The following is a 14,894-nucleotide window of genomic DNA, read 5'->3' as shown; positions in this document are numbered from 1 at the left end:
GAATCGAATAGCCATGCTTGATGCCAATCTCAAGACTCAGTTGAAAACGTACCTCGAAAAGGTTAGCAGGCCTATCGAGATCGTCGCGTCGCTCGACGACAGCGCAAAATCGCAAGAGCTGCTGGCATTGCTGAACGATATCGCGACGTTGTCGGAACGCGTCACCGTGATCGAACGTCGCGATGACAGCGAACGCAAGCCGTCGTTCTCGATCGGCGAGCCGGGCAAGGACATCGGCATCCGCTTCGCGGGCATTCCGATGGGGCATGAGTTCACGTCGCTCGTCCTCGCATTGCTGCAGGTCGGCGGCCATCCGGTCAAACTCGACGACGCGGTGATCGAACAGATCCGCAGTCTCGACGGCGACTACCAATTTGAAACGTATTTCTCGCTGTCGTGCCAGAACTGCCCGGAAGTCGTGCAGGCGCTGAACGTAATGGCGCTCATCAACCCGCGCATTCGCCACGTGGCGATCGACGGCGCGCTGTTCCAGAACGAAGTCGACTCGCGCCAGATCATGGCTGTGCCGACCATGTTTCTCAACGGCGAAGTGTTCGGCCAGGGCCGTAGCGGCGTGAAGGAAATCCTCGCGAAGCTCGACACCAACGCCGGTGCGCGTGCCGCGAAGGAACTGGAAAAGAAGCCGGTGTTCGACACACTGATCGTCGGCGGCGGCCCCGCTGGCGCAGCTGCGGCGATTTATTCGGCGCGCAAAGGCATTGCGACGGGCGTTGTCGCGGAACGCTTCGGCGGTCAGGTACTCGACACGCTGGCTATCGAGAACTTCGTCTCCGTAACGGAGACCGAAGGGCCGAAGTTCGCCACGGCGCTCGAACAGCACGTGAAAACGTATGAAGTCGACATCATGGACGTGCAGCGTGCCGAAACGCTGATCCCCGGCCGCATCAACGAGGTGCGTCTCGCGAACGGCGCGGTGCTGAAGGCCAAAACGATCATTCTCGCGACGGGCGCGCGCTGGCGCGAAATCAACGTGCCGGGCGAGCGCGAGTACCGCAATCACGGCGTGGCGTACTGCCCGCACTGCGACGGACCGCTCTTCAAGGGCAAGCGCGTCGCGGTGATCGGTGGCGGCAACTCGGGCGTGGAAGCGGCAATCGACCTCGCGGGTATCGTCCGAGAAGTCACGCTGTTCGAATTCGGCGCTACGCTGCGTGCAGACGAAGTGCTGCAACGCAAGTTGCGCAGCCTCGCTAATGTGACCATCGTCACCCAGGCGCGGACTACCGAAATCACCGGCGACGGCAAGAAGGTCAACGGTCTCGTCTACAAGGACCTGCGTTCGGGCGAAGTGAAGAACGTCGAACTGGAAGGCGTATTCGTGCAGATCGGTCTGGTGCCGAACACCGAGTGGCTGAAGGGCACGGTGGAGTTGTCGAAGCACGGCGAGATCATCGTCGACGCACGCGGTGCGACGTCGGTGCCGGGCGTGTTCGCAGCGGGCGACGTAACCACGGTGCCGTTCAAGCAGATCGTGATTGCGGTCGGCGAGGGCGCGAAGGCATCGCTCAGCGCGTTCGATCATCTGATCCGCAACAGCGAGGAAACGGAAGCCGTTAGTGAGGTCGAAGCCGAAGCTGCGGTTTGACCGGCCGTAAAGCTTCACATGTAGTGAACGACGGCGGCCCGCGGGCCGCCGTTTTATCTGGTGGGCGGATGTGTACACGGCTTCCCGGCAGATTGCGCTGAGAGCCGGCGCAAGGCGCAAAAAAGGCCGCCCGGTTGTGAAACCGGGCGGCTCTTGCTCAAGCATAAGCCTGCGGAGGCGAACGGCTTAGGCCCACAACTCCGACACTTCGTTGTCGCGCAGATCGAACACCAGCACTTCCGCGTCGCGGCCTTGGGCGAAGGTCAGCGCTTCTTCGCCGCGTACACGGGCGCCGTCGCCTTCGCCGAGTTCCACGCCGTTGACCGTCACGCTGCCGCGCGCCACATGCACGTATGCATAACGGTTGCTCGCCAGTTCCACTTGCGCGGTTTCGTCGCCGTTGAAGAGTCCGGCATAAACGCGTGCGTCCTGTTGCAACACCAGCGAACCGTTCGCGCCGTCCGGCGACAGAACGAGGCGCAGCACACCGCGCTTGTCGTCCGCGCTGAAGTGCTGTTGCTGATAGCGCGGCGGGGTGCCTTTTTGCGCCGGCGCTATCCAGATCTGCAGAAAGTGCACCGGCTCGCTCTTCGAATGGTTGTATTCGCTGTGCGCCACGCCGGTTCCCGCGCTCATCAACTGAATGTCGCCCGGCACGATCACCGAGCCGGTGCCCATTGTGTCCTTATGCTCGAGCGCGCCTTCCAGAACGTACGAGAAGATTTCCATATCGCGATGCGGGTGCTTGCCGAAGCCTTGGGCCGGCGCGACACGGTCGTCGTTGATCACGAGCAGGTCGGAGAAGCCGTTCTGCTTCGGATCATGGTAGTTCGCGAACGAAAACGTATGACGCGAGCTGAGCCAGCCGTGTTCCGCACGGCCGCGTTGATTGGCATGTCTGATTTCAAGCATCTTTTTCTCCTGTCGACCAGAGTCTGCGTGAAGCGCATGTTCTGGGGTCCATGCAACTTGCGTTGCGGGCGATCCGGGCAAGTGCTTGTCCGCGATCCATGAACGACAGTTTAGGTCAACTCGGAGGGCTATAATCGACAGGAAAATGGAAACACCGTCTCGCCTAAGTGGACAATAACCATGCAACTCGATGACATGCGCATCTTCGTCGCTGCGGTCGACGCTCACAACTTCACCGCGGCCGCAAAGCGCCTCTCTCTGTCGAAGCAGTTCGTCAGCCGTCGCGTCATGGCGCTCGAAGAAGCGCTCGGCGTGCCGCTCCTCGTCCGCAACACTCGCAAGCTGGCCGTCACAGAGCTGGGTCAGGAGTTCTACGAGCGCGCCAAACGCATCTTGGGCGAGGTAGAGGAAGCGGAGCAGGCCATGTCGCTGCGGCGGGCCGGGCCGCGTGGGCTGCTCAAGGTGAGCGCGCCGATGTCGTTCGGCATGATGCATCTGTCACCGCTCGTCGCGGACTTTCTGCGCGAGCATGGCGACGTGCGCTTCGACATGGAGTTGAGCGACCGCACCGTCGACGTGGTCGGCGAGGGCTTCGACATGGCTGTACGAATCGGCGTGTTGCCCGATTCCACGCTCATCGCGCAAAAACTGGTAGATGTGAGTCTCGTCGCGTGTTGCAGCCCGGGCTATCTGCGCCGTCGCGGCGCCCCCGCCACGCCTGCCGATCTCGCGCGCCATTCATGCCTGCTGTACGGGCACGGCGGCGTGGTGACGTGGGATTTTTCAGTGGAGGGCGCGTTGAAGGGCTTTGAGGTACACGGGCCGCTGCGGGCCAACAATGGCGACCTGATCCGCGATGCGGCGGTTGCCGGCCTTGGAATAGTTCGGCTTCCTGATTTTATTGTCGCCGACGCGCTGCGAAGCGGCCAGCTGGTCACGGTGCTCGATGAATTCCTGCCGAGCCCGACGGGTGTCTATGCCGTCTACCCTCAGCACCGGCAAAGCTCGCTGACCATTCGTGCTTTCGTCGACTTTCTGCGCAAGCATCTGAAAAAGCGTCTCGCAGCGTAGTTATCAACAGCAACGGCCCAACGTTCGAAAACGAACTCGGGCCGCTGCATGGCTCGGCGATCAGCCGTCGCGGAAGATAAAGCTATAGCCGTTCAGGGCAGGCACGCCGCCAAGATGCGCATAGAGCACGCGCGAGCCCTCGGGAAATTCGCCGTTGCGCACCATGTCGATCATGCCGTGCATCGACTTGCCTTCGTACACCGGATCGGTGAGCACGCCTTCCAGGCGGGCGCATAGGCGGATCGCTTGCAGCGTGCCGTCGTTCGGCAGACCGTATTCGGGGCCGCCGAAGCGTTCGTCGAGCACGACGTCGTTAGCCGTGATATCTCTCCCGAGGCCCACTTTTTCGGCGGTTCGACTGGCGATTCGCGTGATCTGCTCGCGGGTCTGCGCCGGTTTCGCTGACGCGTCGATACCGATCACCCGATCCGCGCGGCCGTCGGCGGCGAAACCCACCACCATGCCGGCTTGCGTGCTGCCCGTCACCGAGCACACCACGATGTAGTCGAACTTGAAGCCGAGTTCCGCCTCCTGCTGGCGCACTTCCTCCGCGAAACCGACAAAGCCGAGACCGCCCAGCGGATGATCCGAGCAGCCTGCCGGAATCGCGTATGGCTTGCCGCCGGCGGCGCGCACGCTTTCGAGCGCGTCTTCCCAGCTCTTGCGAAAACCAATGTCGAAGCCGTCCGGCACGAGGCGCACGTCTGCGCCGAGAATGCGCGACATCTGGATGTTGCCGACGCGGTCGTACACCGCGTCCGAATAGTTGACCCAGTTCTCTTGCACGAGCACGCACTTCATGCCGAGATGCGCGGCCACGGCCGCGACCTGGCGCGTCTGATTCGACTGGATGCCGCCGATCGACACCAGCGTGTCGCAACCTTGCGCGAGCGCTTCGGGAATCAGGTATTCGAGCTTGCGCGTCTTGTTGCCGCCGAACGCGAAGCCGCTGTTGCAATCCTCGCGCTTGGCATAGAGATGCACCTTGCCGCCCAGATGATCGCTCAGCCGCTTGAGCGGCTGGATGGGTGTCGGCCCGAAAGTGAGCGGATAGCGGGGGAATCGTTGCAGGTTCATGGTATCTCCGTGGTCGGTGGGTTCGGCGCGGTGAGCGGGAGCCGCGTTCAACACATGGTAGAAAAAACGCCGGGAAATGAGCTTGCGAAGAAATTCACGCAGCCGAAATTTTGGTAGTGCGACAATGCGGAACGCCTATCGTAATTGTGAATAACACCGAATGGACAAAACAAAAGTTCGCAACCCTGCTGTAACGCGCGCCACGGCAAGCACCCACGCGGATCCGCTTCAATCGCTCGATCGCATCGACCGGGCGATCCTGCGTCAATTGCAAACGGACGCGTCGATCTCGAACGTCGCTCTCGCTGCGAAGGTGAAACTGAGCGCGCCGGCTTGCTTGCGGCGAGTCGAGCGGCTCAAGGAATCGGGGTTGATTCGTGGCGTTGTCGCGTTGATCGACCCGAAGGCAGCGGGCGCCGGCATGCTCGTCATCATCGGCGTGGTGCTCGATCGCTCAACGCCCGAATCGTTTGCCGAGTTCGAGAAAGCCGCGCAGAAAGTGGCGGGTTGTATGGAGTGCCACGTCGTGACTGGCGAATTCGATTACTTCATGACGATCCGCACGCGCGACAGCGACAGCTTCAACCGTCTTCACGCGGAACAGCTGCTGTATTTGCCGGGTGTGCGGCAAATCCGCTCGTTCATGGTGCTCAAGGAGATTTTGTCGACGACCCGATTCCCGCTCTGACGCTCGTCGTGATCAGGCACGAAGCGAGAAAGGCGCGCATGCTGTCATTAACGCGGCGCATGTGCGACTAACACTGTGGACACTCGAGTCATACGCAACCCGCGCCGGCAAGAGTGAACCGCGTGCCTTTGCGAAGGCGGAATCAGGACAGGACATCATGAACATGGACACACATATCGACGGCAAGCGCGTCCGCTCGCGCGCGGCCAGGCTTTCACTCTCCGTTGGCTTCGGCGCGCTCGCGCTGCTGCTGGCGCAACGAATGGCGTTTTCATCCGAGGGCGCGGTGGCGATCGCGCCGCCCGCGCTCGATGAGCCGGTCGCCGCAGCCACGGCTCACGAGGAAACCGCCGTGTTCGCAGGCGGCTGCTTCTGGGGCGTGCAGGGCGTATTCCAGCATGTGCGGGGCGTGAAGCAGGCCGTGTCGGGCTATTCGGGCGGCCAGCGCGACACCGCCAAATATGAAACGGTCAGCGGCGGCGCGACCGGCCACGCGGAATCCGTGCAGGTCACGTTCGATCCCACGCAGGTCACCTACGGCCAGTTGTTGCAGGTGTATTTCTCGGTGATTCACGACCCGACGCAACTCGATCGCCAGGGGCCGGACAGCGGCACGCAATATCGGTCCGCGGTGTTTCCCCTGAACGATATGCAGCGGCGCGTCGCACAGGGCTACATCGCGCAACTCGAGAAGGCCCATGCGTTCGCAGCGCCGATCGTGACGAGGGCGGAGCCGTTCAAAGGCTTCTATCCCGCGGAGTTCTATCACCAGAACTATTTGACGCAGCATCCGAACTCGGCGTACATCGCGCTCTATGACATGCCGAAGGTGGCCAATCTGAAGCGTATGTTCCCCAATCTGTATCGCGACACGCCGGTGCTCGTTCAGGCAGCGCAATAGAAAGGCTGACGTCGTGCCCGTTGTTCGCGTGTAGGAGCGCCGCCGCTGCGGCGGCGCTTTCATCCCATTGCTTTTCTAGCGACGATCGCCGCCCGCGGCCTTCAGCAGAGGCTTGCCTTGCACAGCTGCAACGCGGTCGAGGCGTGCCTCCACCACGTAGGCCCATATCTTGCACTAGCACGTCCGTCGGCAAAACTTTCGCATCGTCTGTTATGACGAATACGTTGGCAGGAAGCTTGTTCCTGCTGTCGGCAGACTCTCAATGGTGCGCGTTTTGCCGTGCAATGCGTGTCGGTTGCTGAAAAACTTACATGCTGCGCGTAGCAACGCGGCGGTCGGCCGGGCTCTTGCGCTGCGCGGGTGAGCCCGGGCGAGAAAGATAAACCCTCTTCGCGATACGCGAGATTGGAGGCATTGGTGTTGAACAGCCGTAGAAAGCGGATCGGCAAGGTCCGCAATAAACAAACAGGCATCGCGGCTTCTTCCTGGGTGGCCATCACTATAGGCGGCTTCGCCGCGCTACCGGGGGGCGCGTCGGCGCAAACGCCTTCGCCGTTGGGCGAGTGGCAATACTCGGTCGGCATTCCGCTGCAAAAGATGTGGCAGCCGAATATTCCCGACTGGCAGGTGCGCGTCGGCGCCGCGACGTCTTTCCAGCCGCGCTATGAAGGCTCGGAGCGGTATCACCTGATGGCGGGACCGAGCATCGACGTGCGTTATAAAGATCTGTTCTTCCTGTCGAGCGGCGAAGGTTTCGGGGGCAACTTCGCGCAGGGCGAGAACTGGCGCGCAAGCCTCGCGGTGGTATACGACCTCGGTCGTCGCGCTCACGACGATCCGCAAGAACTGAACGGTCTGGGCAACATCAATCCGGCGCCGGGTCTGAAGCTCTCGGGCGAGTACGTCGTGTCGCGAGACTTTCCGCTCGTGCTGCGCGCAGCCGTGCGCCGCTATTTCGGCGGTTCAAATGGATGGATCGGCGATCTCGGCGCGTACATGCCGATGCCGGGCAGCTCCAAGAAATTCTTCTGGTTTGCCGGCCCCAACGTGACGCTCGCGGACTCCACCTATATGAATAGCTGGTTCGGCGTGAATCAGAACCAGGCCGCCCATTCCAACTACTCGCAGTACCACGCGAGCGCGGGTTTCAAGTCGGTCGGCTTCGGCGTTAGTGCGGTATGGCTATTCGACAAGCACTGGTTCGCTACCGCCGACGGCGCTTTCCAGCAACTCGTCGGCAGCGCCGGGAATAGTCCGATCACGCACCGCAAGGGCAATGGCGTTGCGGACGTATCGATCAACTACCGGTTCTGAGCGAAGTGCAACCGTGGCGGTTGCGCAACCGTCACGGTTACGGATTCACGCGCGTGCCCTGTAGCCGGTGCGTGTTTTTGGACGCGGCGGCGGCAGACGCTGCCGCTGCCGATACGCCCGCCGGCCCGGCTGGAATATCGCTCGGGCGTGAAGTGCCCGCGGCTTGCGGATACAGCGCGAGCAACGAGCGCAACACGCCGTTCGTCCAGCCGAAGCCGTCCTGCAACGGATACTCGCCGCCGCCCGCGGACACGCCGGGCGACGCCGCGTCCACATCATATTTTTCGACGAGCTTGCCTGTGTGCTGATAGTACGAGACGTTGGTTCTGATCCAGCGCGTCGCGATGGTTTGCGCGAGCGCGGGTTCGCTATAACGGCGCAGGCCGATCACCGCGAGGTATTGCAACGGCGCCCAGCCATTTGGCGCGTCCCATTGCTGACCGCTCGCGACCTTGGTGGTAGCAAGGCCGCCGGGGCGCAGCAGCTCGCGCTGCAAGGTCGCGGCGACGGCCTTCGCCTGCTGACGGCTCGCAACCCCCGTGTACAACGGGTAAACGGTGGCCGCGGTGAGCCTGTGCGTGAGCGTGCGATGCACGAAGTCGTAGTCGCCGAATGCCTGCAATTGCGGGTCCCACAGCACGCGTCGAATCGTGTCGGCTCGCGTGGCGGCGCGCTGCGACATGTTCTCCGCATGCGTGACGTCGCCGCGCACGCGGTACGCCTTCGCGAGCGCGCGTTCGAGATCGACGATCAGGCAATTCAAGTCGATCGGCGCGAGCGACGTCACGTCGACCGTGGCAAGCGTCTTGCCGTCGGCAAACCAGCGCGAGCTGAAATCCCAGCCCGTTTCACCGCCTGCGCGCAGATTGCGCCACAAATCGTCCGCATTGCGTTGCGGCGTTTGCTGCGAGGTCGCGACGTCTTCGCGATACGACTCGTCGCGCGGCGCCGCGCGTTCGTCCCAGTAACGGTTGAGAAGCGAGCCGTCCGCGAGGCGCACCACATGGCGGCTTGCATGGCCGGCGGCCAGCCCCTCGCTGCCGTCCATCCAGTAAGCGTATTCGCGTTGCAGTTCCGGCAGGTATTGCGCGTACACGGCGTCGCCGTCTTTCTCGGCCACAAGCCGCACCATCTGCGCGAAGAACGGCGGTTGCGAGCGGCTCAGGTAGTAAGTGCGATTGCCGTTCGGTATATGGCCGTAGCGATTGATCAGCGTTGCAAAGTTCTTCAGATCGTCGACGACCCACGCATGGTGTCCGCTCGCTTCCAGACCCAGCATGATGAAGTACGAGTCCCAGTAGTAGATTTCGTCGAAGCGGTCGCCCGGCACGATGTAGGCATCGGGCAGCGGCAGCAGCGAGGACCACGGACTCGCCGTGGCATCCGGCTCACGGCGCAGCACATTCCACAGCGTATCGATATGACTCACCACGTCCTGGTTGGGATCGGAGACATAGCTCTTCGCCGTACGAACGGGCAGCGTGAAATTGTGCTTCACGAAGTCGCCCAGGTTGAAGCCCGGTTGCTGCTTCACGATTTCATACGCAGCGGCGATCTGTGCCGGAGGCGCGAGCGGCACCATGTCCGCGAAGGTCTTGCTGTCCGGATAGAGGTGAGCGAGCTGCACGTCCCGATAGAGGTCGGGGTATTGCTCGGAGGGCGGCACCGGCACAACCGGCGACGCCTGCACGGGGGGCTCGACATGCACTGCGACATGCGTGATACCGCTCGCTCGCGGCGGTGCATCGGCAGCCGGGGCAGCCGCCGCGAGGGACGCTTGCAGCATGAACGCGGCGGCAAGCGCGGCGGCGAGCGCGGCAACAAGCGCGGCACCAGGCGAAGCAACCCGCCGGGCAGTCCGCGCGTTACGCAAACGGAGACGGGCAAAAGCGGCGAAGGCGTGATCGGTCATCGGCAGGAGAAAGGACGTCGAGGCATGAATGGGGTAAGCGAAATTGCATTGTTCGCATCATTGACCGCGCGCGCCCCGGCAAAGTTGCGCGTATCTGCGCGGCCTTTCCCAGCAAGGCCGAGCGCGGTGCTACACGCAAAAGACAAGACCCGTCCTGTATGATTATGCGGCTGTGTAAGAACCCGAAAACGCCACGCGGAAAATCCGAAAAATATTCCGGATCGCAATGATCCGTCTTGCTGAATATAGAAAAAATGACCGCATCCCAGGTTGTCGACGAACGTTACTTTCGCGGCATTGTCCGCCGCAACATCGCCTTGCCTCTTTTTGTCGGCCTGATCACGATAGCCGTGTTCGTCGGGCTGATCGCGTATCTGGTGTCCACCACGAATTGGGCCGAGCATTCCGAGCGCGTGGTCGGCAAGGCCAATCAAATGTTGCGGCTTGCAGTCGATCGCGAATCGTCGATGCGCGGCTTTCTGATCACCGGAGACGAGAGTTTTCTCGCGCAGTACGAAAACGGCGGACCGCAGTTCAAGGCGCAAATGCAAGACCTGCAGCGTCTCGTTGCCGACAATCCGCCGCAAGTCGAGAAACTCAGGCAGATTGAGGCGATTCAGGACCGCTGGACCCGCTTTGCCGAAAGCATGATCGACGCGCGCCGCAGAATGCAGGACGTCACCAGTGCCGTAGCGAGCGGCCGCGGCAAGATGGAATTTGACGAGACCCGAAAAGAGTTCGGCGACTTTCTCGAAGTGGAATTGCGCCTGCGTCAGGAGCGCGGCGAGGCATCGCGTCGCGTCACCGCAATATTGGTGAGCGTGTTCCTGATCTTTAGCATCGGCGTGAACAGCCTGCTTGCATGGATGGGCCGGCGCGAATTGCTCAACCTGGCGGGGACTTACGACAGAGCTATACGTCAGCAAGCCGAACAGACTGAAGTGCTGGAAAAACAGGTGTGGTTGCGCTCGGGGCAGCGCATGCTGGCCGAGAGAGTGGTCGGCCAGGCCTCGCCGCAGCTCGTCGGCCGCGCGATGCTCGACTGCCTCGCGCAGTACATGGAGGCTGCCGTCGGCGCTATCTATGTGCGCGACAAGCGGCACGGCACGTTGCGCCGCATCGCGACTTATGGCTTCAGCCGCGAGAGCGAGCAGGCCACCGGGCGCGATCTCGGCGAGGCCGACACGCTGGTCGGCGAGGCCGCGCTCTCGCGCCGTATGGTCGTGATGCGCGACGTGCCGGACAACTATGTGCAAGTGGTTTCCGCAACCGGCAAAGCTGCACCGAAGAACCTGATCATCATGCCGATCAGGAGCGAAGGCGAAGTCAACGGCGTCGTGGAGCTGGGTTTTATCCGCGCACTCGCGTCGCGTGACGAAGAGTTCATCGAACTCGTCAGCGAGAGCATGGGCGACTTCATCGAGGCAGCGCTTTATCGCGAGCGCCTGCAAGATGCGCTGATCGAAACGCAGCAGTTGAACGAAGAGCTTCAGGTTCAGCAGGAGGAGTTGCGTGTTTCGAACGAAGGGCTCGAAGAGCGCGGCCGCGCGCTGCTCGACTCGCAAACGCGCCTCGAAGCGCAGCAGGCCGAACTCGAACAGACCAACGTGCAACTCGAGGAATATGCGCAGCGCCTCGAGCGGCAGAAAGCGGATCTGCTGCGCGCGCAGGACGATCTTGCGGCGAACGCCGAACGCCTGGAGCAATCGAGCCGCTACAAGTCCGAGTTCCTCGCCAACATGTCGCACGAGTTGCGCACGCCGCTGAACAGTTCGCTGATTCTCGCCAAGCTGCTGCAACAGAACCGCAGCGGCAATCTGACCGAGGAGCAGGTGCGCTATGCGGAAACCATCCATGCATCCAATAGCGACCTGCTGGTGCTGATCAACGACATTCTCGATCTGTCGAAGGTCGAGGCGGGGCAGGTGACTGTCGAGCTCGAAACCGTGTCGCTCGACGCAACGCTGCAATCGCTCGAAGAGATGTTCAAGCCGATGGCGGGTGCAAAGCACCTGAGCCTCGCGTTCGACCGCTCGCCGGGCGTGCCGGATACGTTCATCGGCGACGGCCAACGTGTCACCCAGATATTGCGCAATCTGCTGTCCAACGCGGTGAAGTTCACCCAGCGCGGCGAAGTTGCGCTATCGGTCGCGTCTGCGGACGGCGACATGCTGCGTATCGATGTGCGCGATTCCGGCATCGGCATCGCGGCCGACAAGCTGGAGATGATTTTCGAAGCGTTCCAGCAGGCTGACGGGTCCACCAGTCGTCAGTACGGCGGCAGCGGACTCGGTCTGTCCATTTCGCGGGAATTCGCGCGGTTGATGGGCGGCCGGATTACCGTTGTCAGCGAAGTGGGCAAGGGCAGCGTCTTCACGCTGTGGTTGCCGCTCGACGCGCGTGCAGCACTGGCGGCCGACGGCGAAAGCACAGCCGCGGGTGCTACGGCAACGGCCACGGCTCAGGCTCAGGCTCAGGCTCAGGCGGCAGGCGACGCAGCGGCCGCCGGCGACTCGCGGGGCGAGCCGCTGCTTTCCGCTACGTCATGGGGCGGCGCTGCCTCGACGGTCATCACTGCGGCCAACGGACTGATGACGGAAACGCGACACAACGGGGCAAGCGTTGTGCATGCGGGCAAGGCGGCGAGCGCCCAAGATTCGGCCATGGTGTCGATTGCCGACGATCGCGACAACCGCACGCGTGCCGGCCGTCTGATCGTCGCGGTGGAAGACGATCTTGCGTTCGCCGAAATCCTTCGCGATCTCGTGCATGAACTCGACTTCGACTTCGTGCATGCAAGCAGCGCGGCGAGCGGTCTCGCTCTCGTGCGCGACATGCGTCCGGCGGCGGTGCTGCTCGACGTGGGCTTGCCGGATCGTTCGGGGCTCACCGTGCTCGAATGGCTGAAAAACGATCCGCTCACGCGTCATATTCCGATTCATATCGTGTCTGCCACCGACCACGCGGACAAGGCGCTGCATCTCGGCGCAATCGGCTATACGCTCAAGCCGACCGCGCGCTCCACAATGGAAGCCGCGATCCGCCGGCTCGAAGCGCGCTTGCAGCAGCACCTCAAACGCGTACTGGTGATCGAAGACGACGCGGCCATGCGCGAAAGCATCCGCGCGCTGCTGCAAAGCGAAAACACCGAAATCGTTGCTGTCGCTACGTTGGCCGAGGCGCTGGAGTACATCGAAAAATTCTCGTTCGATTGCGTGGTAACCGATCTCGCGCTGCCCGACGGCACCGGCTACGATCTGCTGGAACGCCTCGCCGGGGACGCCGGGCATGCGGCATTGCCGGTGATCGTCTACACCGGGCGCATGCTCTCCGATGAGGACGAACACCGCCTGCGGCGCTATTCGAAATCGATCATTATCAAAGGTGCAAAGTCGCCGGAGCGCCTGCTCGACGAAGTGACGCTGTTCCTGCACAGCGTGGAGTCGTCGCTCGCGCCGGAGCAGCAGCGCATGCTGCGCACCGTGCGGCAACGCGATAACGCCTTCGAAGGCCGCACGATCCTGCTTGCCGAGGACGACGTGCGCAATATCTTCGCGCTCTCGCATGTGATCGAGCCGCTCGGCGCGAAATTGCAGATCGCGCGCAATGGCCGCGAAGCGCTCGACGCGCTGGAAAACGGCCCGGAGGTGCATCTCATACTGATGGACATCATGATGCCTGAGATGGACGGTTTGACCGCAATGGGCGAGATTCGGCGCAATCCGCGCTATGCGCATCTGCCGATTATCGCGTTGACGGCAAAGGCAATGGCGAACGATCGCCTGCGTTGTCTCGAAGCAGGCGCCGACGACTACGTCTCCAAGCCGATCGACGTGGACAAGCTCGTTGCGCTCTGCCGTGTCTGGCTGCGCCAACGCTAGCGTTCAACAGGCTGAGACAACGGTCCAGACACGGAAAAAGCAATGAGCCAGTTCGAACTCGACGCACGGCAACGCATAAGCGATTTCGACATCGAGTTGAAATTGCTGCTGGAAGCTATTTACCTCAAATACCAGCACGATTTCCGTCAATATGCGATGTCGTCTTTGCGCCGCCGTCTGTCTCAGGCACTGGACGAATTCGGCCTGAGCACGCTGTCGCAATTGCAGGACCGCATCATGCGCGACGGCGACCAGTTTTCGCGGTTGTTCCAGTACCTCACCGTGCAGGTCAGCGATATGTTTCGCGATCCTGCGTATTTTCTGGCGCTGCGCGAGCATGTGTTGCCTCGTCTTCGCACGTATCCGTCCATCAAGGTGTGGGTGGCAGGCTGCAGCACCGGCGAGGAACTGTGGTCGCTGAAAATCCTCTTCGACGAAGAGGGCTTGACCGAGCGCACGCTGTTCTATGCGACCGATATCAGCCCGGACGCGCTCGCGCGCGCCGAAGCCGGGATCTACGCGCTGGATCGCATTCAGGGCTTCACACAGAATTACCTCGCGGCGGGCGGCAAGCGCTCGCTGTCGGACTACTATCACGCGGCCTATAACGGTGCGCGCTTTGCGGGTTCGCTCAAAGGCCGCGTGGTGTTCGCCGACCATAGCCTCTCGACTGACGAGGTCTTTCTCGAAGCGCATCTCGTGTCGTGCCGCAACGTGCTGATCTATTTCGATCGCGGTTTGCAGGACCGCGCGTTGGGGCTGTTCGAGAACGCGCTGGTACGGCGCGGTTTTCTCGGCCTCGGCAGCAAGGAAACGCTGCGTTTTTCCCGCCATTACGAAGCCTTCGACGAATTCCGTCCGGGCGAGCGTATTTACCAGAAACGCTGAAACCACCGTGATCCCACGCACAACGATCCAGCCAGCCGCCGACGCTCCGCGGGGCGCGCGAAACGGGCGCGCCTGCGAGCTCGTCGTGATTGGCGGCTCGGCAGGCGGCATGGAAGTTCTCAACCTGCTGCTTGCCGCGCTGCCAGCGAGCTTTGCGCCCGCCGTGATGGTCGTCATGCATCTGCCGCCCGATCCGCCGAGCTATCTCGTGCACGCATTGGCGCATCGCTGCCTCCTTCCCGTAGTCGAGCCCGACGCGGGCGAGCAGATCATGCCGGGCCGCGTGCATGTCGCGCCGCCCGGCTATCACATGCTCGTGGAAGTGGACCGGACCGTTGCACTTTCAACGGATGCAGCAGTGCGCTTCTCCCGGCCTTCCATCGACGTGTTGTTCGAGTCCGCGGCGGCCGTATATCGCGAGCAATTGCTGGCCATGCTGCTCTCCGGCGCCAACGACGACGGCGCGCGCGGTTTGCAGCGAGTGCGCGCGTGTGGCGGCCTTACGTGGGTGCAGGAACCGGACACCGCCACTTCGCCGGAAATGCCGCGTACCGCAATTGAGCGCGGTGCGGCCGATTACATCTTCTCTCCCGAAACAATGGCCCGGCAGCTTGCAGCTTTGCCGGCCTCTCTCTGACCCGATG

General features: G+C 62.3%; 11 protein-coding genes. 8 read left to right on the top strand and 3 right to left on the bottom strand.

Annotation, left to right across the window (positions count from 1 at the left end; all coding sequences use genetic code 11):
- The first annotated feature begins 13 nt into the window (after nucleotides 1-13).
- Entirely contained in the window at nucleotides 14-1,606 is a 1,593-nt protein-coding gene (gene ahpF / locus JMY24_RS22900) for an alkyl hydroperoxide reductase subunit F (protein WP_128596934.1), read from the top strand.
- 186 nt (nucleotides 1,607-1,792) lie between these two features.
- Here ahpF and JMY24_RS22895 read toward each other — a convergent pair whose 3' ends face one another.
- Nucleotides 1,793-2,518, bottom strand: a complete 726-nt coding sequence (locus JMY24_RS22895; RefSeq protein ID WP_128596933.1) for a pirin family protein — start codon at nucleotides 2,516-2,518, stop codon at nucleotides 1,793-1,795.
- 180 nt (nucleotides 2,519-2,698) lie between these two features.
- On the opposite strand from JMY24_RS22895, the gene JMY24_RS22890 reads away from it, so the two are divergent.
- On the top strand, nucleotides 2,699-3,589 hold the full coding sequence (locus tag JMY24_RS22890; protein WP_128596932.1) for a LysR family transcriptional regulator: 891 nt from the start codon (nucleotides 2,699-2,701) through the stop codon (nucleotides 3,587-3,589).
- 60 nt (nucleotides 3,590-3,649) lie between these two features.
- Here the strand turns inward: JMY24_RS22890 and JMY24_RS22885 are convergent, their stop codons facing one another.
- Entirely contained in the window at nucleotides 3,650-4,666 is a 1,017-nt protein-coding gene (locus JMY24_RS22885; RefSeq protein WP_128596931.1) for a 1-aminocyclopropane-1-carboxylate deaminase, read from the bottom strand.
- Nucleotides 4,667-4,826: 160 nt separating this feature from the next.
- Here JMY24_RS22885 and JMY24_RS22880 point away from each other — a divergent pair, with 160 nt between their 5' ends.
- From JMY24_RS22880 to JMY24_RS22870, 3 genes are all read left to right on the top strand, one after another.
- Entirely contained in the window at nucleotides 4,827-5,354 is a 528-nt protein-coding gene (locus JMY24_RS22880) for an Lrp/AsnC family transcriptional regulator (RefSeq protein WP_128596930.1), read from the top strand.
- Nucleotides 5,355-5,511: 157 nt separating this feature from the next.
- On the top strand, nucleotides 5,512-6,255 hold the full coding sequence (msrA, locus tag JMY24_RS22875) for a peptide-methionine (S)-S-oxide reductase MsrA (RefSeq protein WP_128596929.1): 744 nt from the start codon (nucleotides 5,512-5,514) through the stop codon (nucleotides 6,253-6,255).
- Nucleotides 6,256-6,672: 417 nt separating this feature from the next.
- Entirely contained in the window at nucleotides 6,673-7,569 is an 897-nt protein-coding gene (locus JMY24_RS22870; protein WP_128596928.1) for a MipA/OmpV family protein, read from the top strand.
- A gap of 37 nt (nucleotides 7,570-7,606) precedes the next feature.
- On the opposite strand, the gene treF is transcribed toward JMY24_RS22870, so the two are convergent.
- On the bottom strand, nucleotides 7,607-9,481 hold the full coding sequence (gene treF / locus JMY24_RS22865; RefSeq protein ID WP_128596927.1) for an alpha,alpha-trehalase TreF: 1,875 nt from the start codon (nucleotides 9,479-9,481) through the stop codon (nucleotides 7,607-7,609).
- 254 nt (nucleotides 9,482-9,735) lie between these two features.
- Here treF and JMY24_RS22860 point away from each other — a divergent pair, with 254 nt between their 5' ends.
- From JMY24_RS22860 to JMY24_RS22850, 3 genes are read left to right on the top strand one after another with little or no spacing between them, the layout of a single operon-like run.
- Entirely contained in the window at nucleotides 9,736-13,362 is a 3,627-nt protein-coding gene (locus tag JMY24_RS22860; protein ID WP_201702958.1) for a response regulator, read from the top strand.
- 42 nt (nucleotides 13,363-13,404) lie between these two features.
- Entirely contained in the window at nucleotides 13,405-14,250 is an 846-nt protein-coding gene (locus JMY24_RS22855) for a CheR family methyltransferase (RefSeq protein WP_128585383.1), read from the top strand.
- 10 nt (nucleotides 14,251-14,260) lie between these two features.
- The gene (locus JMY24_RS22850; RefSeq protein WP_193414793.1) at nucleotides 14,261-14,887 is read left to right on the top strand and encodes a chemotaxis protein CheB; all 627 of its coding nucleotides are present in this window, start codon (nucleotides 14,261-14,263) and stop codon (nucleotides 14,885-14,887) included.
- The last annotated feature ends 7 nt before the right edge of the window (nucleotides 14,888-14,894 follow it).

Origin of the sequence: Paraburkholderia kirstenboschensis (assembly GCF_904848585.1) — a bacterium.
GTDB classification, from domain to species: domain Bacteria; phylum Pseudomonadota; class Gammaproteobacteria; order Burkholderiales; family Burkholderiaceae; genus Paraburkholderia; species Paraburkholderia kirstenboschensis.
The sequence above is the reverse complement of the archived record's forward strand: the minus strand, read 5'-3'. Positions and strand labels throughout refer to the sequence as shown.

Coding starts and splice junctions, on each gene's coding strand:
- ahpF (WP_128596934.1), top strand. CDS start 14: ATGCTTGATGCCAATCTCAAGACTCAGTTGAAAACGTACCTCGAAAAG.
- JMY24_RS22895 (WP_128596933.1), bottom strand. CDS start 2,518: ATGCTTGAAATCAGACATGCCAATCAACGCGGCCGTGCGGAACACGGC.
- JMY24_RS22890 (WP_128596932.1), top strand. CDS start 2,699: ATGCAACTCGATGACATGCGCATCTTCGTCGCTGCGGTCGACGCTCAC.
- JMY24_RS22885 (WP_128596931.1), bottom strand. CDS start 4,666: ATGAACCTGCAACGATTCCCCCGCTATCCGCTCACTTTCGGGCCGACA.
- JMY24_RS22880 (WP_128596930.1), top strand. CDS start 4,827: ATGGACAAAACAAAAGTTCGCAACCCTGCTGTAACGCGCGCCACGGCA.
- msrA (WP_128596929.1), top strand. CDS start 5,512: ATGAACATGGACACACATATCGACGGCAAGCGCGTCCGCTCGCGCGCG.
- treF (WP_128596927.1), bottom strand. CDS start 9,481: ATGACCGATCACGCCTTCGCCGCTTTTGCCCGTCTCCGTTTGCGTAAC.
- JMY24_RS22860 (WP_201702958.1), top strand. CDS start 9,736: ATGACCGCATCCCAGGTTGTCGACGAACGTTACTTTCGCGGCATTGTC.
- JMY24_RS22855 (WP_128585383.1), top strand. CDS start 13,405: ATGAGCCAGTTCGAACTCGACGCACGGCAACGCATAAGCGATTTCGAC.